The organism is Pedobacter sp. AW31-3R (genome assembly GCF_052180285.1).
Lineage (GTDB): Bacteria > Bacteroidota > Bacteroidia > Sphingobacteriales > Sphingobacteriaceae > Pedobacter.
In genome coordinates, this window is the sequence record NZ_CP197475.1 from 1,618,588 (window position 1) to 1,639,665 (window position 21,078).

Consider the following 21,078-nt stretch of genomic DNA (forward strand, 5'->3'; position numbering starts at 1 on the left):
AGAAAAAGGATAAAGTGGAACGGTAGTTTTTCTTCAGCGAAATCGGGCTGTTATTACCGGGGAAAAAAGAACCTGATCAGTGGCATTTTGCTGATTTTTTCAATGGCTTTCCTGTTTGTTAACAGGGGCAAGGTTCTCAGGTACCTGCGGGTATTCCAGTAGAAAGCAATAAATGAAGCCAGCAGGATCAACCACTTACAGTAGGGAAACAGGACCATACCACCCATGGCTATGGCTCCTATCCATACGGAAGATGAGGCGATGGTAAATGCCTTTTCTGGCCATGATAAACCATGTTGATGGAGCCATTTTTTTGCGGTGTGGCGGTAGGCAATGCTGGAGGTAATTTCTGCTGCCAGCAAACTTATACCTGCTCCGGGAATTCCGATATGGGGTACGAGCAGACCGATTCCTGAAAGTGCAATGGTTGCAGATAGGGTAGAAATGATCACCTGGGGTCGCAATAGGTTATTCCCCCTTACCACGGCTATTGCGGGTTGTGCTGTGGCATAGACAAGGACACTGAGGGATAGTGTGGCAAAAAGCCAGGGTTGAAAAGGGATCTGTCCTCTTGTCCATACCGCATATAATGGCTGTATAAATGATTGCAGATAAACTACGGCAGGTGCTAAAATAGCAATGGCGACGATCCAGACTGTTCCGAATGCCATTTCACTGCGTGCCTGATCACGGTTGTGTAAGAATCTCATCAGTTCTGGCATCAAAGGGTTGGTCACGGTATGTAATCCCTGCATCGCCACATTGGCGCCTGTGCGCATGGTGGAAAATGCAGCAAGCCCGGCCGTTCCGGTAAATGGGGTCAGGAGGAGGCGTGCGCCCTGCTGCCGCATATTCTCCATAAGGTTGGAAACAGAGAGCCCTACCGATTGTATAAAAATATGCCATCCCAGTGTGAAGGAAGGGCGGACAAACGATATCTTTTCCCTTTTCAGCAGGCGCAGCATGTCGATATAAATGGGGATATCTGCCAGAACTCTGGCAACGGCCATGACGATACCCGTTTTTAAGAGCCCCCCGCCGGAAACGACCATCACTGCAGGTGAAAAATTCAGAAAAAATGCTGAAAAGACTCCCCACCAGGCCATCCTTGGATAATAACCAAAGGTGGATAGGGATCGGGTGAGAATCCCGCCTATGCTGCCGCAAATCAGCCATGATAGCCCCTGCATGAGCAGGATAAGTCCGGCATCACTTAGCAATGACTGCTGGCCTGCACCAGCCCTGCCATCTACAAACCTATGAAGGAGGCCAAACAAAAGAAGACCAGTGATGACGAGCAGCTGAAGAAGACCTAAGAGGAAGCCAATAAACATCCCTGAGCAGAGGTATTCACTTAATACCCGCCGCTGGTGCTTACCGGTACGTAGAAATTCATAACCGATATATTCCTGAAAACCCAGGTCCAGTGCACTCAATAGTCCGGACAGGGAAAGGATCGCCAACCATAATCCATATGTTTTTACATCCCAGTAACTGAGGTACAATGGAACCAGCGCGATTTGCGTGACCAGTGTAATCCCAATTTGCGCCCATGATGCTGCGGTTCCTGAAATCAATCGTGCTGCTACCGACATATCTTTTTAATGAATAGGTTTTAGCCTTATTCTCCTGCTTAAAATATACAATTGGTCAAATATTTTTAACAGGATGGAAGTCAGGCTTCCAGGCCGCCTGACCGGTAATTCCGGCGTTTCTTTACCCTGTTTTTTAGCTTCATGAAGGCATGCTTCCCAATTGAAATTCCATATATCATCCAGATGAAAGCGCTCATATCCATACTGCTTAAAACATTCCAGGATTTTATAATCCTGCCAGGTGTATTCGGGCTCTTGAAAATGGGTCAGGTTAACCTGTATCTCTTCCCAGTCCCTGAACCATTCCCTGGGAACAGGTTGTCCAGATGCGGGACTGCTTAACTTTTTCAGCTTGTGGGTATTGTACGCAAACCGCCTGATGTGGAGCTTGCTGGATCTTTGCAGATTTTCCAGCACGGCATAATATCTTAATTTAGAAAACCTTACATTGATTCTCGAATAGAGAAAGTGTGCAAATTTGATATCATCAATGTATACCGTTTCTCCTTCAGGATTATAGGGGATCCTTCTGGAATGAATGGTATCTGGAAGGTGTTTAATCTCGTCATCCACATAACCCAGAGGAAAATAAAGGTCATGGCTGGGGTACCTGGTGCAGGTGTTACTTCCATAGCGGATATCACATTTCTCAAAGTTTAAGGACGTACCCGGAGCTAAACTCCGGATGTAATTCCAGGTGCTGGGATCATGCAGGCTGTCTGCTGTGATCAGCTCATCAGCATCTAAGCCAAAAAGGATCCTTTTATCGTCAGGAAAGAGCTTTCTGGCAGTTTCTATCAATAGTGTTTGCCTCTCGTCTTCACAGAAATCCTCATTGTTGTTGTGGATCAGCTGGACTTTAGGGAACTGTGCACAAATCTCCCTGCTTTTATCCTGGGATAACTGGTCTGCAATGATAATACAATCTGCAAAGGTGCTGGTTACGGTGAGATATTGTTTTAATATCCATTCTTCATTTTTAACTGGGGTAAGGACGATTATTTTGGCCATATCATAAAATTGGGAATTAATGCAGCAGGAGTCTTGAAGAGAAGTTTCCAAAAAGGGAATGCCATGCAGGAGTGTCTTCCTGGTCTTTATAATAGCCATAATTGATTTCGTATCCAAAACGGCTATCCATTCTTACCCCATTAAAAACCAGGTGCATATTGAATAACTTATGATCTCTGAATATCTTATCAATAAACTTAAGCTCAGATTTGGGCGTGTAATTATGGCGTAGCATATACATGGTCATGTCACATAAGGGAGCGAGGATCATGGCATCGGTAACCAGGTGTAAGGGAGGGGAGTCCAGCAATACATTGTCAAATTCAATTCTCAGGGCATTGATCAGTTGTTCCATTTTATATCCTTCCAGCAGTTCTGAGGGATTAGAGGGAATACGTCCTGCACGCATGATATACAGGTTAGGGTGTACACCAGATGGAGATAGGATATCTTCCATGGAAGCAAGGCCGGCGAGGTAATCGGACAAGCCGGGCTGGACAGTCTCCGGCAGGTTAAAGTTTTTCGCTATCTGCGGTTTCCGGAGGTCCAGTTCCAGGATGACTGTTTTTTTGCCTAGAATGGCCAGGGAAACACCAATATTACTGGCCACATAACTTTTACCTTCTTTGGCAATACTGGAAGTAAACAGGATGACTTTGCCTTTCCTGTCATAGGCACGGAGGATACTGGTCCTTAAGGCCCTGATCTGTTCGCCGATGGCGAAAGCACCTTTATTCAATACGACAATAGGTTTTTTACTCGATTCCTGGATCAGCTCACAGATGACCGGGGCACTGGTGACCTGCTCAATATCAGTTTTTGTCATCACTTTATCACGTATCGTATTTCTGGTGGAAATCAGCACAACAGGAATTGCAATACCGAAAACCAGGGCTATAGCCAGGGGCATTTTTTTATTGGATTGGGGCAGGCCATAATAGGCTTCTTCCACTGTCCTTGCATCTGTCAGCGTGGATGCATAACTCAATGCCACTTCTTCTCTTTTTTGTAAAAGGTAGATATAGAGGCTTTCTTTGATGCCTTGCTGACGTTTGATACTGACGTACTGTCTTTCCTGTCCCGGCATGTCTTTGATCCCGGATTCAAATTTGGAATTGAAGCTCATCAGCTGTCTTTTGGTGGCCAGTAAAGACGATTCCATACTGTATATATTTTCGCTGAAAGCGCGTTTGGTACTGCTGATCTGTTTGTTCTTCGAAACAAACATGGGATTGCTTTCCGGTGTAGTGGCCAGGTCTTTGGCGCGTTCCAATTGCAGTTTTGTGAGTTGGGTAGCCAGGTTGTTTAATCCCGGATCTTCAAGGCCAACCGTAGATGGCGGCGTTTCATTCTCATTTGAAGAATTCAAATATCTTTTGAGGCCATTGATGATGTTGAGCTGTATATTTACCTCATTCAGCTGCTTATCATTGGTCTCTACATTGTTCAGCAGGAACTGTGATTTCGAAGAGATGTCGGTTAGCCCGATACTGCTTTTATAACCTTCCACATCTTTCTCCACAGCGGTCAGTTCCATTTTTAGAGAATCAAGCCGTTCATCGATGAATTTAAGTGTGCTTTGCGTTTCCTTATTTTTATCAATGATATTTGACCGCTGGTAAGCCGCCACAAGTCGGTTCAAAATCTTTGCACCACGTTTGGGTTCCACATCTTCAATTTTTAAATCGACAATGGGAGTGGTCTTGTTCAGAAAGATCCCGATATTCATCTGGTAGGCTGTGATCGTTTTCTCCGGATTTCTGAGACTGATGCTGATTGTTTTGCCTGCATATTTTTTTAGGTTTTCTGTTGGAATGAGTTGCCATTTTCCAAATTCACTTTCAAAAGTGCTGCTAAAGCTGGCATTGATTTCTTTGTCATCCTCAAAAGTCACCAGGTAACGGCCTGCAGGCATAAAGGTTATTTTGAAATTAAAGTCCTTCAGATCTGCCAGGTCACCCAGGAATTTAAACTTTACCGGGCTGGAGGAATAGAGGTCCGCTGTCCTGAAACCATTGCGCATGGAGTAGGTGCACCATAATTGAAGCTCTTCCACAATGGTTTTAATAATGGGTCTTGACCTTAATATCTCTACTTCACTCTCAGCGAGTTTGGGTGAGGTGGAAATGTTCAATTGCTGTAAGGCGGCATCTTTATCTGTTGCCGTTTTATTTTTATCATCTTTGATGGAAAGCTTGGCTTTTACCAGGTATACTGGTGTAGCGTGTTTAATGTAGACAAAGGCAAGGGCCATGGTCACCATAAGGCTGATGATGAATACCGGCCAATGGAATAAATACTGATTCATTACCTGCCTGGTATCTTTTTTCTCTTCTTCCCTGGTTTCTGTGAAGGGGGTATAGATAAACTGTTCCATTGATCTTCAGATTTATTTTAACGCATTGGAGAGGATAATTGCCACAATAGACAGGCCTGACAGGATCAGGCTCCAGTTCCGGTAGCTGCCATCCACAGTCGCATATTTTGTTTTATCAGGCTGTACGTAGATCACGTCATTGTTTTTTAAATAATAATAGGGAGAACTGAAAATGGCCGACCTGGTCAGGTCCAGGGGAATAAATTCCCGTTTCCCGTCAATTTCCCTGATCAGTAGGATGTCTGTACGCCGTGCCGTGATATTTAAATCGCCAGCCATACTGAGGGCCTCAGGTAGGGTTACCCTTTCATTGATGATCTTGAAGACGTCCGGTTTACCGACATCCCCAAACACGGCGATTTTAAAACTGATCATTCTCACGTTGACCGATGGATTTGTCAGTTTAGTGGTCAGTTTATTCTTTATCTGGTCGGCAGCCACAGCTGTGGTGAGTCCCGCGACCTTAACTTTATCCTGAATCAAGGGGAGTTTGATTTCACCATTCTGATCAACCATATAACCGATAGCCCTGTTACTGGAGTCCTTAAACGCCAGTGGGTTCTCACTGTCACTGGTCACAATGACACTGAGAATGTCTGAGTTCTGTATCGTGAGTGGAGTGAAATTATCGATGGCTTGCCGGGTATCGGCAGTTCTGTTGATATTCTGAAAGTAGGGAACATTTTTATAAGAGTTGCAGCTGCTTAAAAAGAACAAGGCTGAACATAAAATGAGGAGTGTATAGGTTTTGATCATAAATGGTAGATTAATGTGTAGATTCAGATAGGTAGTCCTTTGGTGAAAGAGCTCCGCCACTCCGCTTACAGCAGCTGGTTAATTGAAATCAGTTGATCCTATCCGGAGCGTATTTAATCTAAACTCAAATGAATTTAGTGGTGTAAACCTTTTTTTTATAAAATTAATAGGTGTAAAGGGATAAATGAAGGAGTTGAACCGGATGATTAGGTTTTCGTGAAATACTGTGAATAATTGCGTGTTTTCTTTTGTTTATGGTGTATATTTTAGTAAATCAGGTAGTTGTGCTTATCCGTTCAATCCATTGTCTTTTCCCTGCTTTCTTTGGGGGGGGATGTTTGACTGTCGGCAAAGTCGAATACACAAATCTGGCCTGAATTTCTCAAGGTTTTACACTTTGTTATACATTGCTGAGTATAGGTAATGTTTTAGTACTATTTAGTATTATTTTGGTTGTAATGGTTGAAAATATTATTTTATGAATAAAATATATCTATCTCACAGCGACTCTCACGAAAAAAAGTGGTTGGTGGTCTACACTAAATCAAAATGTGAAAAAAAAGTGGATCAATTGTTCAGGCTTCAGGGGATTGAAAGTTACTGTCCGGTTGTAAAGATGAAAAGAAAATGGGCTGACCGGTATAAAACCGTGGAATTGCCCCTGTTCAATTCCTATGTATTTGTATGCATCAACCCTGCTGAACGTTTGAAAGTATTGCAGACTGCCGGTGTGATTAACTTTATCCATTATTGCGGTAAACCAGCTATGATTCCCGGGGCAGACATCGATAAGATTCGTTTGTATATGAACCAATATACAGATATTGAGTCGGTTAGTTTGAAAAGTCTGAAGCCCGGAGATGTCGTTACAATTAATGATGGCATTCTTTTTGACATTCCTGCTGAGGTACTGGAGGTGCATGGGAAGTCAGTACTGGTCGTCATGAAGCAATTGGATTGTGCATTGGTTGCCAAGGTTAAAGTAAAATCCGACCAAATTCTTCTGGCAAAAACAATGCGGGATAGCTATGCTGTAATCAATTAAAGTTTATGAACTAATTTATATCCGATCATGTATGGAGCTGCATCATGGGCAAATAGTTGAGCGCATCATTAGGCGTAATGGCCATAGTATTAGTGAATTGGCCCGTTTAGCGAAAGTAAACAGAAGATCTGTTTACAATTGGTTTAATCAAAGGAATCTGAAACCGGACATTATATTCCGTATTGGCTGTGTGCTCAATTATGATTTCTCAGCAGAGTTTCCCAACCTTTTCTCCAAAGGAGAGTTTAACAGGCAAAATAACTCTTTTATATCTGGTGCGATTACGAAATCAACGCATGGACAGGAGGAAACTGACTATTGGAAAGATAAATACATTGATCTGCTGGAGAGATACAATCAGTTACTGATGATGTGTATTGACAGTAAATCCTAATCTTTTTTCAAATCAATTACAGGAATAACCAGGCTTTTCATTAAAAAACCGACTTCCCTAAGAAATTTAAGCTGCTGTTTCAATTCTTCAACAGAAGTTTCACTGTCTTTTCCATCTATGACCTGGTCGGCAATAATCCTGGTCATATTCTCCAGTCCATCCCCTTCAACTGACATGAATTTTTCACACTGCTGAATGAAGCTTTCAAACTCTGTAAGATTGATATAGTAGCTGTTTCCATTGATAGTGACGATATATTTATTGTGCTGAGTGTTATCAATTAACATTTGTTTGATCATGTTCTTAAGAATTAAACGGTTATTTCTGTAATTATTCTGGGAATTTATAGTCTTAAAGAAGTTCTATAGAAGATTGATGTTTTTTATTATGTTTTTATGATGGAAAATTAGTGAGCTGTTCTTTTTAAGGCGAACGTCAGGTGTACGAGGGGAATATTTGCCCCAGCGGAGGATTTCTATTCCTGTGCACATCGGGTTAACCACTTGAAAGCCGGACAATTTTACCTATTTTTCCGGAAAAAAACGACTAAAAATTTATGGTCATTCAAAAACAAATCTGCTGTTTTTAATTTCATTCAGGATATCATGATATACGGGGGAATAAGACCGGCGGATCAGCGCAATTATCGTTAATATTACCATTTATTTTAACTCTTCATTTTTTATGACAGCCTACGAAGAAAAAGCATACATCGAATTGCAGTTTTGGCAACGTAAGATGCAAAAGAAGCCAGCGGTAACAGATCGTCTTTCAAAGGCTGTTCAGCAAAAAATCAATAGTTTCCTCCCGGAAAAGCTGCACAAGGGCATTACGGTGACCATAGAGAAAATGGTAAAGGCCGTACTTTACGGTGCAACCTATACCACTGCCAGTTCAAGGGAAGAAGGATCATTGGAATTTCGTGAAGCATTGGTCAGGCAGCAGATTTCCTTTTATCAGAAAACCGCCAGTGTAGAGGGTGCGGTTACAGGAGCTGGTGGCATTTTGCTTGGATTGGCAGATTTCCCTGTGCTTATTGTCTTAAAAATGAAGTTGTTATTTGAAATGGCTGCCTTGTACGGTTATGATGTAAGGGATTATAAGGAACGATTGTTTATTTTATATGTATTCCAGCTGGCCTTCTCCAGTCAGCAAAGCCGTAATGAAGTGTATTTGCGGATTGAAGGCTGGCAGGGGTACAGCAATTCATTGCCCGATAATGCAGGAGATTTTGACTGGCGCAGTTTTCAGCAGGAATACCGTGATTATATTGACCTTGCAAAAATGGCACAACTGGTCCCTGTAATTGGTGCTGCGGTTGGTGCAATAGCGAACTATAAACTGCTGGACCAATTGGGGTATACGGCAATGAATTGCTATCGGATGAGAAAGGTTAGCCCTTTAAAAGTACTCCGGTAATTACCATTTTTCCAATTTCCAGGCACTGTCCCAGAAAGCGAATTCCAGACGGCTGGCGGTGATAAAGGCTTCCGTCATCCTTTCCTGTTGCTGTGGTGTACACTCCAGGGCAACTTTATCGCATAGGGCAATCGCTTTTTCCACCAGCAGGCCAAACTCTTCCCCTGCGTACGTATCAATCCAGTTTTGGTAAGGATGGTGGTGTGGATCCTGGGTCTCAAGAATGAAATCACCTACCTTCTTATAGATCCAGAAGCAGGGCAATACGGCTGCCATTGCTGTTTCCACCTGGGCAAGCGCAGCGGTACTTTGCATGAAGTGCACATAATGGTGGCAGGTAGGGGAAAGGCTGGTTTTTCCTTTCACTTCATATTCAATAAAATAAGACTCATGTAAGGCATTCTCTACAACGATTGCACCCTCTGCAAAGCGGATAAAGTCCAGCACATGGTTGATGTCATGCACCCTTGCAGCGATCAGTGATAATGTCCTGCCAAAATATTCCAGGTAATTGGAGTCCTGCTGCATGTAGAACTTAAATTTTTCGATGTCCAGTGTGCCTGAAGCCAGGTGGGTGACAAATGGCATTTTAATGATGTCATTGTAAATGGGTGTTGCTTTCTCCCAGGTGTTATCCGACCAATTCATTTTTTATGAGGTGTTGAGGGTTAAAGAAATGATTTAAAGGGCCATTTCCATTCCCTGTTTGTACATCTGATCCTTGTACAATGGCTTCATTTACATATTCCTGGGCAGCGTAGACGGCATCAGCCAAGGCCATGCCCTGTGCCAGGCAGGCGGCTATCGCTGAAGAAAGCGTACAGCCGGATCCATGTGTATTGTTGGTATCGATCCTGTCGTAGTGAAACTCCTGCATGGTGTCCCCTTCGAAGTAGATCGAAGTCAGCTTGTTCCCTTCAAGGTGCCCCCCTTTAAGCAATACCGCTTTACAACCCAATGCCAAAATCTTTCTCCCTGCAATTTTCATGTCTTCCAGCGTATGGACAGGCATCCCTGCCAGTATGGTGGCTTCATCCAGATTGGGCGTAACCAGTGCCGATAGCGGGAAAAGGTGGGTAATTAATCCGGTAACCGTGTTGTTTTCTATGAGTTTATCCCCGCTGGTGGCTACCATGACAGGATCCAGTACTACCGGTATTTCAGGGTATAACCGCAATACGGCAGTAATGGTTTCTACCAGTTCCAGTGTATGGACCATGCCTATTTTAATGGCAAGGGGTTCAATATCAGTAAGTATGGCTACGATCTGCCCTTTTACTATTATTGGCGGTATGCTATGGATAGCCGTTACGCCCAGGGTGTTTTGTACCGTCACCGCAGTTATTGCACTGGTCGCGAAACAACCCAATGCCGCTATGGCCTTGATATCGGCCTGTATGCCTGCGCCTCCGCCACTGTCTGAACCTGCTATGGTCATGACAGATGGATATGTATATGATTTGATCATTTTATTTTTTCTATTTCATTTCTTAGCTGTTCGGCGGCCAATCCCGGTGATGCTGCAGCACATATTGCAGATACCACGGCAAGACAATCGGCACCGGCTTTAATGACTTCATAGGCATTGCCGATGTTCATATTGCCGATAGCGACCAATGGTTTAGTCGTAAGGCTCCTGATTTTTTCTACTCCCTGAAGGCCCCATTCCGTTACCGTATTGGTTTTGGTCAGTGTACTGAACACAGGGCTGATACCGAGATAATCGGCCGCCCTAGTATTTTCATTTTCCAATTGTTCCATATATTCAATGGAATATCCTAAAATCCCACAATCCTTCCAGGTATTTCTGATCTGTACAGGCGGCAGGTCGGAATTTCCCACATGTATACCACTGGCCTGGCAGCTTTGGGCTACCTGAAGGTCGTCATTCACCAGCAAGGGAACCTGGTATTTGTCCAGCATGTCTTTGAGTTTTTGCGTCTTCCTCTTCAATTCCTCTGCGGTGATCTCTTTTTCCCTGATCTGTACCAGGTCGACACCACCTTTAACTGCTTCTTCTGCTACCCTAACCATATCTTTCCCCAGGCAGGCCGCCTCACTGATAACGAGATACAGCTTATATGGGAAGGTACTATAGTGCATGTGTTCCCCCGGTCTTTAAAAGCGTCTTAAACTCATATTCCGTGATATTATATAATTTATCCGTTAAATGCATTTGCAGACTACCCGGGCCTTTTGCATTTGCCGCAGCAATTTCACCGGCTATGCTCAGCAAGGCCATGGCAGCAGCAGTGGCTTCCATCGCTTTACCCGGTAGAACGGCAAGGAAGGCACCGATCATTGCAGAGGCGGTACAGCCTAAACCGGTCACCTTTCCCATCAGGGGATGTCCATTGGATAAGGTCAGCGTATGGTCCTGGCTAATGATAATGTCGGTCGCACCGGAAATGCAGATGATGCTTCCTGAATATGCCTGCAAACGTCTCGCGGCGGCTATCGCCTCGGTACTTTCATGTGTGCTGTCCACTCCTTTAGTCGTAGATACGCTGTAGTTGGAAAGGGCCATGATTTCAGAGGCATTTCCACGGATTACCGTAGGTTTCAGCTCAATGAGCTGAGATAAAACCTTGTTACGGTAGGAGGTGGCACCGGCACCTACAGGGTCTAATACCCAGGGTTTTCCGGATGATGTCACCTCTTCAACGGCCAGCTGCATACTTTTTACCCAGTATTCATCCAGGGTTCCGATGTTCACTACCAATGCGGCTGCGATGCCTGCCATATCTTTTACTTCCGATTGTGCATGTGCCATCACCGGCGAAGCGCCAATCGCCAGCAGGGCATTGGCCGTATTGTTCATCACCACATAATTGGTAATATTATGTACCAGGGGGGATTGTGTTCTTACGGAGAGGATGTTTCTCCAGAGCTGCTCTTTCATGTTTGAAGGTGTATAATTAAAAGCGGCTAAAGAGCCTCCGGAACAGGAGGGGACCGATGAAGAATAGGTCTATACTTTTCCCTTCGACGGTATGAGCCGCATCAGGTTCAAAGGGACTATCTCAACTCTTTTCAGAATACCCCTAAAGCCATCGTAAAAGTAATAAAAAAATATGAGCAGTCAACACTCCTGAGGAAAGCGTTTTTTATGAAGCTCTGGACATATTCAGTACGCAGAAAAAAACTTTTATCTGTTACTGCTGTTGTTTGGAAAAGAAAAATAGAGGGGTAATCGATATGTATAATTGCCTTCCATGTTAAGCTTCCTATAAATGAATGTACACCAGAGTTTTACCGATCGCGAAATCCTTGAAGTCCTGTCCCTTTCTTCCAAGGCGACAGCCATATACAGTACCGATGAAATTATCATCGAAAGTGCAAATGATGCCATGATCGCTTTCTGGGGCAAAGACAGAAGTATCATTGGCCAGCCCCTTGGTGTCGCTGTGCCTGAATTAAATGGCCAGCCTTTTATAGCGATGTTGCAAAGGGTACTCCGAACGGGAATCACGGATTCCGGGAAAGCGATACCGGCAGAGACCAGGATCAGGGGGGAAAAACTCCAGGTTTCTTATTTTGATTATGAGTACAGGGCGATAAAGAATGCCGCAGGGGAAACCTATTGTATTTTACATACAGCAGAAGATGTGACTGCGAATGTCGTCAATCTTCATGCCCTGGAAAAGGCAGAGCGGAAGGCTGAGTTGCTGAACAGGGAACAGCAGCTGAATGAAGAACTTGCCGCCTCAAATGAAGAACTGAATTCTACCAATGAGGAGCTGTTTGAAGCGCAGGAAAGCCTTAAATTGCTTAATAATGAGCTGGAGAACCGGGTGGCAGAACGTACCGTTGCTTTGGCAAAGAGTGAGGCCAGCCTGAAGTACATGATCGCCGATGCACCCATAGCCATAGGCGTGTTTAAAGGCCGTGAAATGATGGTGGAAACGGCCAACCAGAAATTACTAGAGGCCTGGGGGAAAACGGGGGAGATTGTAGGCAAACCCCTGCATGTTGCGCTGCCTGAACTGGTAGGACAGGATTTTCTGTATATCCTTGACGATGTCTATTCCACCGGGGTTCCATTTTTCGGCAATGAGATTAGGGCATCGGTGGTCAAAAACAATGCTGTTGAAGAGGTGTATTCTAATTTTGTCTACCATCCTTTAAAAAATATGGCGGGACAAACTACGCATATCATGCTGGTTGCCCATCTGGTAACGGAACAGGTGATTGCCCGTAGAAAGGTTGAAGATGCAGAAGAGATGCTTCGGGTATCTGTGGAAGCAGCAAATGCCGGCACCTGGTATATGGATGTAAAAACACGGCATTTTAAAGGCTCGGCAAGGCTGAAGGAATTGTTTGGTTTTAAACCGGAAGAGGAAATATCATTTGATGACATTACTTCAAAGATACCCGAAGAATATCGTCGGCAGGTATTGAAGGGGGTGGATATGGCCCTTAGCAAAGGAGAACCCTACTTCCTGGAGCATCCGGTAATGAGGTCGGCTGAGCAGGGGGAAACCTGGGTAAGTGCACAGGGAAAGGTATTTAAGGATGGGGAGGGTAAAAACCTGCATTTCTCCGGAATGATCATGGATATTACCCAGCAAAAGAGAGACGAACACCGGAAGAACGACTTTATCAGCATGGTGAGCCATGAATTGAAGACTCCCCTTACCTCGTTAAGCGGTTATATACAGTTACTGGAACGTAATGCCAGAAAAACAGGGGATGAGTCTGGTATCCAGCTGATGCATAAAGCCGGAAATCAGCTGAGAAAAATGACCTCCATGATCAATGGATTCCTGAATATATCCAGACTGGAATCGGGAAAAATACACCTTCAGAAACAGGAATTTGAGCTGGATGAACTTATCCGGGACATGATTGAAGATACCCGGATTTCTTCTTCCAATTTCCAGTTTCATCTGAGCCCCTGTGAGCCCGTTCTCGTTTATGCCGACCGGGATAAGGTGGGGGCTGTGATCTCGAACTTGCTGAGTAATGCAGTGAAATACTCCCCCAATAAAAATCAGGTCATCGTTAAATGCGAATTAAAAAATAATTCTGCGGTAGTCAGCATAGAAGACGAAGGCCTGGGTATTGACCAGGAGGACGCTAAAAAATTATTCCAGCGCTTTTACCGTATAGACAATAAAGATAATCCCAATATATCCGGTTTTGGAATCGGCCTCTATCTTTCTGCTGAAATTATTCAGCACCATGGAGGAAAAATATGGGTGGAAAGTGAAAAGGGTAAAGGATCCATATTTTATTTCAGCCTGCCCTTACAGGATAAGGCATAAACGAATTCCTTCCTGACATGTGGATGGGCAGGAATCTTTCCTGTTGATTTCTTAGGCCTAATTTCTCTAAGCGGAATAAAATGATTCTTTGCGGTTGTAGGGCTGCAGAATTATGTTTTGCTTTAAGCTCAAAGTGGAATTGTTTTTATTTTATTTTACAAAAAACAAACATAATAAGTCTTAACAGTGTAATAATAGTATATCCTTAATCTTAATGATACTATCATTTACCTATTTACCTGATATAAACCCAATTGTTCCATTCCCTCATTCCGGGTTAAATACGCTTTCTGAAAGGGTGTCAATCGACTGTTTTTCATCACTATCCCAGCAGGCTGAAAAATATCCATTGGCAATAATGTATGGTAACAGCGGGCTATCAGCTCACAAAAAACAAGAATTGAATGCCTAAATCTCAAAACACCATTCCCTGCGTCATGAAAAACAGCAAGACGGTCAGGTTGATGCTAAAAATTACCTGTACACTGCTCATCAGTTCTTCCATCCAGGTGTCTGCAACAGATAAAAATTTCTACTTCCCATGGAGAAATAGAATAGCTACCGCTGAACTATTTCAGGACACGCTGTCTGCCAAAGCCCTGCAGGATACTGTGGCTAAGGCAAAGCAGGATTCCATCATTACTGGAAAGGTCACTGATGATAAGGGAAAACCGCTAACGGGCGTGACGATTATGGTAAAAGGGAAACAGGGGGGCACTGCCACTGATGCCAGTGGTAATTATGCGGTGACTACTGCAAAGGGTACTGATGTAATGGTCTATTCCCTCTCAGGTAAGGCGACACAGGAAATTCCGGTGAACAACAGGAGCGTGATTAATGTGAGACTGGCTTCTGCAGAGAAGGACCTGAAGGAGGTAGTCGTGATTGGCTATGGCAGCCAGGCACGTAAAGACATTACCGGAGCCATCACGTCGGTAAGGGAACGCGACCTGAAGGAAAGGCCGGTGACGAATATGGTACAGGCATTGCAGGGTAAAGCTGCGGGGGTATATGTAACCACCAGCAGTTCCAGTAACAATGGAAATGAACCAGGCGCTACACCCTCCATCTTTATCAGGGGTAAACGGTCGATTGCTGCAGGAAATGATCCTTTATACGTCATCGATGGTATCCCGGTTAACGGTGGACTGAATGACATCAATACAGATGATATTGTGTCGATGGACATCCTGAAGGATGCCTCTGCAACAGCTATTTATGGTTCCAGGGGAGCAAATGGAGTAGTTATCGTCAGCACCAGGAGGGGAACAAATGGGCCTGCTACGGTAAATTACAATGCCTATGCGGCCATAGGAACCATCAACAGGTATGTTGATGTCATGACCGGCCCGGAGTTTGCTGCCTATAAAAGGGAATCTCGCAGGGCAGCAGGGACCTACACAGACGGTGATCCGGATGCAGAAACTAATCTTTTTACGCCGGTGGAACTGGGTTCTATTGCCAATGGGAGTACCACCGACTGGCAGAGGCTGATGTTAAGAAATGAATTCCGGCAAAACCATGAGCTCAATATCAACGGAGGGACAGAAACGACCAGGTATTCCATTTCTTTCGGTTTTAATGACAACAAAGGATATAATCCGACGCAAAGTTTCAGGCGCTACAGCACCAGGATCAACCTGGATCAGGATCTGGGTGAACGCTTTAGGGTGGGAATTTCCATGCTGGGCTCATATTCGAAAGCCAATACTGCCAATTCCTATAACAATACCCTGATTGCTAACCCACTGGCACAGCCATACGACGCTGAAGGAAATTTGATTTTTCTGCCGATCAGCAGTGATGCTTTGCTGCCCAACCCACTTTCTGATATGGTAGATGGTGCGGTGATTAGCCGTAACCAACGTTTCAGGTTACTGGGCTCTATTTATGGAGAAGCAAAAATTACGGATGGACTAACCTTCAGGATGAATTTTGGCCCTGATTTATCGGAAAGCAGGTCTGGGAATTTCTTTAGTCCCAATACCACCTACAGGAATTTAAGACAATCGGCCGCATCTGTAGAAGATAATTTCAATTTTGTGTATACCTGGGAGAATATCCTGAGTTATAAAAAGACATTTGCCAAAAAACACAGTATAGATCTGACCGGCTTATACAGTATCTCTTCCCTGACCAATGAAGTGACCGGTTCTTCTGTTGAGGGATTGCCGCTGGAATCATTTGAATACCATAACCTGGGCGCTGCAAATACCATTCTTGGGGTAAACAGTCTGTATTCAAAATGGTCGATCCTTTCCTATATGGGGCGCGCGAACTATTCCTTTGATGATAAATACCTCGTTACGGTGACCATGAGGGCTGATGGATCTTCCCGTTTCGGATCTGATAATAAATGGGGATATTTTCCTTCCGCTGCTTTTGCATGGAACATTACGAATGAAGGATTCATGAAGGATATCAAAGCAATTAATAACCTGAAACTGAGGTTAAGTTATGGTAAAACTGGAAATACCGGTATCAATCCTTATCAGACCCAGGGGCTTCTTTCCCGTACCCAGTATGATTTTGGAGGCACAGATGCCTTTGGCTACCAGCTTTCTTCCCTGCGCAATAATGAATTGAAATGGGAATCGACTACCGCATTAAACCTTGGGCTCGACTTTGCCTTGCTGGGTAACAGAATTTCAGGTTCCCTGGAGTTATACCAATCGAAAACCTCTGATCTCCTTCTGCAAAAGGTATTGCCGGGCTCTGGAGGATATTCATCTGTGCTGTATAACGTTGGTGCCACACAGAACAAGGGTATAGAATTGAGTATTTCCACACAGAATATCCTGGCTAAAGGAGAAACAGGTTTTTCCTGGAGTACAGACTTCAACCTGGCTGCAAGCAGGGAGAAGATTACGGAATTGTCCCAGGGAAAAGTAGATGATCCGGGAAACCTCCGTTTTATTGGCCAGCCAATCACTGTATTCTACGATTATAAAAAGTTGGGGATCTGGCAACTTGGAGAAGAAGCGGAAGCAGAAAAATATACTTCAAAAGTAGGCCAGGTAAAAGTACAGGATACTGATGGAAATGGAAAGATTGATGCAAATGACCGGGTAATACTGGGTACTCAGCTTCCGGACCTTACCGGTGGGATCACCAACAGGTTCAGCTATAAAAGATTTACGGTCTCTGCCTTGGTGATTGCCAACTTTGGGAACCTGTTCTCCAGCCAGCTCTACACCACGGCAAACAATACCATGACTTTACAGGGACGCTACAATAACCTGAATGTGAACTATTGGACACCAACAAATCCGACCAATGATTTTCCACAGCCCAACTATGCCAACTCCACACCACTTTTTGCCAATACCCTACAGTACTTTGATGGTTCATTCGTGAAAATTAAGAACATTAGCCTTGGCTACCAGTTTTCATCGGAAATTGCTAAAAAGATCGCTGCAAAATCTCTGCGGATTTATGGCAGTGTACAGGATCCTTTTGTATTTGCACCCTATGTAAGGGACTACAACGGGACAGATCCTGAAATCCCCGGCAGACCCGCCTTAGTTACTTATACTGTTGGACTTAACGTTTCCTTTTAAACCCTTGTATCCATGAAAAGAATATATATAGCCTTATTATTGTCGACAGCACTACTGATTTCTTCCTGCAAAAAAGAGTTGAATGAAGATAGCCGCAGTGAAGTAACAGACGATTACATCAATACACCAGAGGGATTCCAGAGTACGGTAAATGCGGCTTATAGCTTCCTGCGTACCTATTATGGAACAGAATTGGGAGGGAATTTAAGCCTGAGCGGGACGGATGAGTTCACTGCAGGTAAAGATGCCGACAGGGATTACAATAGTTACAGCAGCAACTTAAATGCGACCAAATTACATTTCACGACGACCTGGAATAACTTTTATCAAGCGATTAACAACTGCAATGCGGTCATTAACCGTGCAGCACAAATCCCGGGAATGGATGAAACCTTAAAGACAACCAGGGTAGCAGAAGCCCGTTTTTTACGGGCACAGTATTACTTTATGCTTGTCCAGCTATATGGCGCAGTGCATTTGACGCTTACCGAGACCCAGGGGATCAGCACCACCGCATCGAGGGCACCGGTTGCTGATGTTTACCAAGCTATTATTGAAGACCTGGATTTTGCCACTGAGCATTTGCCGGTAACGGCTGAAAATTATGGCAGGGCAACAAAACCCGCTGCAGCACATCTGCTTTCGAAGGTCTATTTAACCAGGGCTGCACTGAACAACAACCAGGAAGATTACAGTAAGGCAGCAGCATTGGCGAAAGGGGTGATCAATGATTATTCCTTCCGCTTACTGGATGATTTCTCTTCCGTATTTGCCCAGGGCGCAGGTGAACAAAACAGTGAAGTGATCTTTTCTGTACAATACAGTTTAAACGTGCTGACCAATGGGGACGGAAATCAGCTGCATTTGATGTTCTTATTTCCCTACGACCTTCAGCCGGGTATGAAACGTGACCTGGCAAACGGACGCCCATTCAGTAGGTTTAAACCTACAGCATATAACCTGAATACGTTGTACAATCATGCGATAGACGGAAGATTTGATCAGACATTTAAGCGGGTATATTTTTGTAATAACCCGGGGACCTATACCGTCAATGGGCATCAGGTCCAGATGAGTATTGGAGATACCGCCGTATATTTTCCGGATGTGGAGATGACTGCCGAGGAGATTGCTGAAAAGGATTATTCCGTGTATCCGCCAAGCAAAGTTACGGAAGCGATTTATCCTACATTAAGTAAGTTTCTGGATCCTTTAAGAAGGGATGTGAATGATGCTGCGGGCAGCAGGGATTTTATTTTATTCCGTCTTGGAGAAACCTATTTGATCGCAGCAGAGGCGTTGCTGCAGAGTGGCCGGCAGACGGAGGCTGTTACCCTGATCAATACCTTAAGGCGCAGGGCTGCTAAAACAGGAAGTACAACGGCTGAAACGTCGGCAAACAGGTTGGCGATGGAGATTAGTGCTGCCCAACTGGATATTGACTTTATTCTTGACGAAAGGATGCGTGAGTTAAATGGGGAACATCAGCGTTGGTTTGACCTGGTTCGGACCAAAAAACTGGTCAGCAGGGTCAGGGAATACAATGTGCTTGGGGCACCAAATATACAGGACTTCCACATGTTGAGACCTATACCTCAGGAACAGATCGATAGGACAGACGGTGGGATTTCAGCATTTCCGCAGAATCCGGGTTATTGATAACCTGAAATTTACCAGGAGGAGAAGTACCGGTAGGGGTAATGCCGGTACTTTTTACTGGAATTTAATTGTGGCTTTGGATCTTACTTTTTATGGTTTCCTGGATAATGCTGTCCAGTTCCCTGGCCGATATGTGGAGATAGGACATTAAGGTGTGGAAAGTGTCTGGTTCACTTTCTGTATCTTTTAGCAATTCTACAATACCCATAATGCGTGCGAGCGGTGCTCTTACCAGGTGTGCCTGTGACCACTTTATTTCACTTAAATGGAGATTATGCTGCTCTATGGCATGGATGTAATTTGTCCGCTGGGTAATATCCCTCGCATTGGCAAGGATACCCTCAATGCCCGGTTCATTCCGTAAATCTGTCACAACCATTTCTGCCCATCTGATTTCATTATTGCCATTGGTATACCTGAAAGGAGTGAGGTCAATACTTTTGAGGGAATTCAGTTTCGCAAACTCTGTCTTAAATAAAGGTAAGTCCAGCGGATGGATGAAATCAAAAACGTTTTTTCCAAGTAAGGAGTCAGGTTGTATGTGCAAGAGCCTTTCGGCATTTGGACTCACATACAGGTAGTTATTGTCTGTATCCAGGATGAAAATTAAATCTGCTCCATCATGTATTAAAGTTTTGAAACGGCGTTCGCTCGTCATTAAGGCTTCCTCGGCTTTTATTCTGGCCGTTTCATCTATAGCCATCACCAGCCTGGCTTCTTTTCCATTATAGGGAATAGAATTCCCCTTCGTGAATACCAGCATGATTTCGCCCGATTTCTTACGATGGCGTGCAGGAGTAGTATGGTAAAAACCTTCCTGAAGTTCGTTTTTGATCATGTGCATGAAGTCTTTGATATCTTCTTCAGGCCGGATGTCTGTTAAATCCATAGCAAGGAATTCTTCCCTGCTGTATCCGTAATCATTAACTGCTGCATCATTGACATCCAGAAATTTTAAAGACACAGGGTCATAGACAAATGTAGGCTGCGGAGAGAACTGGAAGAGGTTCCGGTATACTTCCTGGTGTTGCCTGTTTTCAAGGATCACCTGTAAAAGAGCTGCAGCACGTTCTATGATCTTCTGTTCCCCAAGGTCAGGATTTTTGATTTCCAGGTAATAGATGCCAAATGTTGCCAGTACCTGTCTATCGGTATTGATGATGGGGTAAGACCAACACGCCTTTAAACCGGCCGCAGTGGCAAACTCATGAAAATTAGCCCATCTCGGATCATTGGCAATATCATTGGAAATGACTTCTTTTTTCAGGTAGGCTGCAGTCCCGCAGGAGCCCTTGCTGATCCCTATTTCGATTCCATCAATGGCGGTAATGAATTTTTTTGGCAGGGATGGGGATGACCAGTTGTACATCCTGTTATTTTTTATCTGCATAATGGAACAGCGCATTTTTGGAAAAAGGGCTTCTATTCCTTTGGTGTAACAGGATAATACTGCTGTAAGGGCTACATCTTTTGAGGAATTTAACTGAAGCACTTCTTTTTCCAGATGTTCCAGGTTGTTAAATAAACTGAATTCATCGATGCTTCTTTCTGCCAGTACCTGTATGGAGATATCTGTATAACTGATCGCTATATAATTCACTACCTGGTTTTCATCCAGCAGCGGATAAATGTCGAGCCGCCAATGTTGTTCGCCAAGATCCTGTAGCTCACCCCTGCTGGAATGGAAATTCATGTCCTGAATCTGGTATAATTTCTTTTCCGATAATACAAAGTTAAAGGCCTCATAAATATGAGCTGCCATTTGCATATCACAGTCATGATCTGCTGTGAAAGCATCAAAAAAGGTCTCCCCTGGCTGATAGGCCGAAGACATAGGCACAAGATGATGAAAAGAATGATTCACCAGCGCAATTGAAAAGGAGGGGGCATCTGCTTTGAGTATAATGCCAGGAGTCGGCTGGCAATTATAAATTATTTCAATCTCCTTTAAGTTCATTATCATAGGATATAGGAATCAATCTACTATTTTTTTGT

Annotated in this window: 16 protein-coding genes and 1 riboswitch; of the genes, 6 read left to right on the plus strand and 10 right to left on the minus strand. The window is 44.0% G+C overall.

Annotated elements, in window-relative coordinates; all coding sequences use genetic code 11:
• Positions 1 to 53: 53 nt before the first annotated feature.
• Genes ACSBL2_RS06695 through ACSBL2_RS06710 form a run of 4 tightly spaced genes read right to left on the minus strand, consistent with a single transcriptional unit; the run spans position 54 to position 5,739 of the window.
• Positions 54 to 1,595 (minus strand): lipopolysaccharide biosynthesis protein, encoded by a 1,542-nt coding sequence (locus ACSBL2_RS06695; protein WP_442592268.1) that lies wholly within the window; start codon positions 1,593 to 1,595, stop codon positions 54 to 56.
• A gap of 6 nt (positions 1,596 to 1,601) precedes the next feature.
• Positions 1,602 to 2,606 (minus strand): glycosyltransferase family 2 protein, encoded by a 1,005-nt coding sequence (locus tag ACSBL2_RS06700; protein WP_442590904.1) that lies wholly within the window; start codon positions 2,604 to 2,606, stop codon positions 1,602 to 1,604.
• 16 nt (positions 2,607 to 2,622) lie between these two features.
• Positions 2,623 to 4,983, minus strand: a complete 2,361-nt coding sequence (locus tag ACSBL2_RS06705) for a GumC family protein (protein ID WP_442590905.1) — start codon at positions 4,981 to 4,983, stop codon at positions 2,623 to 2,625.
• Between the two features lie 12 nt (positions 4,984 to 4,995).
• Entirely contained in the window at positions 4,996 to 5,739 is a 744-nt protein-coding gene (locus ACSBL2_RS06710; RefSeq protein WP_442590906.1) for a polysaccharide biosynthesis/export family protein, read from the minus strand.
• Positions 5,740 to 6,217: 478 nt separating this feature from the next.
• Between ACSBL2_RS06710 and ACSBL2_RS06715 the strand changes: the two genes are divergently transcribed.
• Complete coding sequence (locus ACSBL2_RS06715; RefSeq protein WP_442590907.1) at positions 6,218 to 6,784, plus strand: UpxY family transcription antiterminator; 567 nt, start codon at positions 6,218 to 6,220, stop codon at positions 6,782 to 6,784.
• Positions 6,785 to 6,815: 31 nt separating this feature from the next.
• Entirely contained in the window at positions 6,816 to 7,178 is a 363-nt protein-coding gene (locus tag ACSBL2_RS06720; protein WP_442590908.1) for a helix-turn-helix domain-containing protein, read from the plus strand.
• Here the strand turns inward: ACSBL2_RS06720 and ACSBL2_RS06725 are convergent.
• Complete coding sequence (locus ACSBL2_RS06725; RefSeq protein ID WP_442590909.1) at positions 7,175 to 7,477, minus strand: hypothetical protein; 303 nt, start codon at positions 7,475 to 7,477, stop codon at positions 7,175 to 7,177. The two genes, ACSBL2_RS06720 and ACSBL2_RS06725, sit on opposite strands and share 4 nt — an antisense overlap.
• A gap of 385 nt (positions 7,478 to 7,862) precedes the next feature.
• Here ACSBL2_RS06725 and ACSBL2_RS06730 point away from each other — a divergent pair, with 385 nt between their 5' ends.
• Positions 7,863 to 8,597, plus strand: a complete 735-nt coding sequence (locus tag ACSBL2_RS06730; protein ID WP_442590910.1) for an EcsC family protein — start codon at positions 7,863 to 7,865, stop codon at positions 8,595 to 8,597.
• Here ACSBL2_RS06730 and tenA read toward each other — a convergent pair whose 3' ends face one another.
• The 4 genes from tenA to thiM are packed head-to-tail and all read right to left on the minus strand — an operon-like array spanning position 8,598 to position 11,499.
• A complete protein-coding gene (tenA, locus tag ACSBL2_RS06735) occupies positions 8,598 to 9,245 on the minus strand; it encodes a thiaminase II (protein WP_442590911.1) in 648 nt (215 codons plus the stop codon).
• Positions 9,229 to 10,065: a bifunctional hydroxymethylpyrimidine kinase/phosphomethylpyrimidine kinase gene (thiD, locus tag ACSBL2_RS06740; RefSeq protein WP_442590912.1), complete on the minus strand. Its 837-nt coding sequence runs from the start codon at positions 10,063 to 10,065 to the stop codon at positions 9,229 to 9,231. The genes tenA and thiD overlap by 17 nt, the downstream gene beginning before the upstream one ends.
• Positions 10,062 to 10,700: a thiamine phosphate synthase gene (gene thiE / locus ACSBL2_RS06745; RefSeq protein ID WP_442590913.1), complete on the minus strand. Its 639-nt coding sequence runs from the start codon at positions 10,698 to 10,700 to the stop codon at positions 10,062 to 10,064. The genes thiD and thiE overlap by 4 nt, the downstream gene beginning before the upstream one ends.
• Positions 10,690 to 11,499 carry a hydroxyethylthiazole kinase gene (thiM, locus tag ACSBL2_RS06750; RefSeq protein WP_442590914.1) on the minus strand — a complete coding sequence of 270 codons (810 nt, stop codon included), beginning with the start codon at positions 11,497 to 11,499 and terminating at the stop codon, positions 10,690 to 10,692. Before thiM ends, thiE begins: the two co-directional genes overlap by 11 nt.
• Positions 11,500 to 11,560: 61 nt before the next feature.
• A riboswitch (TPP riboswitch) is annotated at positions 11,561 to 11,653 on the minus strand.
• 177 nt (positions 11,654 to 11,830) lie between these two features.
• On the opposite strand from thiM, the gene ACSBL2_RS06755 reads away from it, so the two are divergent.
• From ACSBL2_RS06755 to ACSBL2_RS06765, 3 genes are all read left to right on the plus strand, one after another.
• Positions 11,831 to 13,864 carry an ATP-binding protein gene (locus ACSBL2_RS06755; RefSeq protein WP_442590915.1) on the plus strand — a complete coding sequence of 678 codons (2,034 nt, stop codon included), beginning with the start codon at positions 11,831 to 11,833 and terminating at the stop codon, positions 13,862 to 13,864.
• Positions 13,865 to 14,301: 437 nt separating this feature from the next.
• Positions 14,302 to 17,424: a SusC/RagA family TonB-linked outer membrane protein gene (locus ACSBL2_RS06760; RefSeq protein WP_442590916.1), complete on the plus strand. Its 3,123-nt coding sequence runs from the start codon at positions 14,302 to 14,304 to the stop codon at positions 17,422 to 17,424.
• A gap of 12 nt (positions 17,425 to 17,436) precedes the next feature.
• Positions 17,437 to 19,083, plus strand: coding sequence for a RagB/SusD family nutrient uptake outer membrane protein (locus tag ACSBL2_RS06765; protein ID WP_442590917.1), 1,647 nt, complete (start codon positions 17,437 to 17,439; stop codon positions 19,081 to 19,083).
• A 64-nt stretch (positions 19,084 to 19,147) separates the two neighbouring features.
• On the opposite strand, the gene ACSBL2_RS06770 is transcribed toward ACSBL2_RS06765, so the two are convergent.
• Positions 19,148 to 21,040, minus strand: a complete 1,893-nt coding sequence (locus tag ACSBL2_RS06770; RefSeq protein ID WP_442590918.1) for a PAS domain S-box protein — start codon at positions 21,038 to 21,040, stop codon at positions 19,148 to 19,150.
• Positions 21,041 to 21,078: the final 38 nt, after the last annotated feature.

Excerpts from the sequence above, each read along its gene's own strand:
- ACSBL2_RS06715 (WP_442590907.1), top strand. The coding sequence starts at position 6,218 with ATGAATAAAATATATCTATCTCACAGCGACTCTCACGAAAAAAAGTGG.
- ACSBL2_RS06695 (WP_442592268.1), bottom strand. The coding sequence starts at position 1,595 with ATGTCGGTAGCAGCACGATTGATTTCAGGAACCGCAGCATCATGGGCG.
- ACSBL2_RS06720 (WP_442590908.1), top strand. The coding sequence starts at position 6,816 with ATGGAGCTGCATCATGGGCAAATAGTTGAGCGCATCATTAGGCGTAAT.
- ACSBL2_RS06770 (WP_442590918.1), bottom strand. The coding sequence starts at position 21,040 with ATGAACTTAAAGGAGATTGAAATAATTTATAATTGCCAGCCGACTCCT.
- thiD (WP_442590912.1), bottom strand. The coding sequence starts at position 10,065 with ATGATCAAATCATATACATATCCATCTGTCATGACCATAGCAGGTTCA.
- ACSBL2_RS06700 (WP_442590904.1), bottom strand. The coding sequence starts at position 2,606 with ATGGCCAAAATAATCGTCCTTACCCCAGTTAAAAATGAAGAATGGATA.
- thiE (WP_442590913.1), bottom strand. The coding sequence starts at position 10,700 with ATGCACTATAGTACCTTCCCATATAAGCTGTATCTCGTTATCAGTGAG.
- ACSBL2_RS06730 (WP_442590910.1), top strand. The coding sequence starts at position 7,863 with ATGACAGCCTACGAAGAAAAAGCATACATCGAATTGCAGTTTTGGCAA.
- ACSBL2_RS06710 (WP_442590906.1), bottom strand. The coding sequence starts at position 5,739 with ATGATCAAAACCTATACACTCCTCATTTTATGTTCAGCCTTGTTCTTT.
- ACSBL2_RS06760 (WP_442590916.1), top strand. The coding sequence starts at position 14,302 with ATGAAAAACAGCAAGACGGTCAGGTTGATGCTAAAAATTACCTGTACA.
- thiM (WP_442590914.1), bottom strand. The coding sequence starts at position 11,499 with ATGAAAGAGCAGCTCTGGAGAAACATCCTCTCCGTAAGAACACAATCC.
- ACSBL2_RS06755 (WP_442590915.1), top strand. The coding sequence starts at position 11,831 with ATGAATGTACACCAGAGTTTTACCGATCGCGAAATCCTTGAAGTCCTG.
- ACSBL2_RS06705 (WP_442590905.1), bottom strand. The coding sequence starts at position 4,983 with ATGGAACAGTTTATCTATACCCCCTTCACAGAAACCAGGGAAGAAGAG.
- ACSBL2_RS06725 (WP_442590909.1), bottom strand. The coding sequence starts at position 7,477 with ATGATCAAACAAATGTTAATTGATAACACTCAGCACAATAAATATATC.
- ACSBL2_RS06765 (WP_442590917.1), top strand. The coding sequence starts at position 17,437 with ATGAAAAGAATATATATAGCCTTATTATTGTCGACAGCACTACTGATT.
- tenA (WP_442590911.1), bottom strand. The coding sequence starts at position 9,245 with ATGAATTGGTCGGATAACACCTGGGAGAAAGCAACACCCATTTACAAT.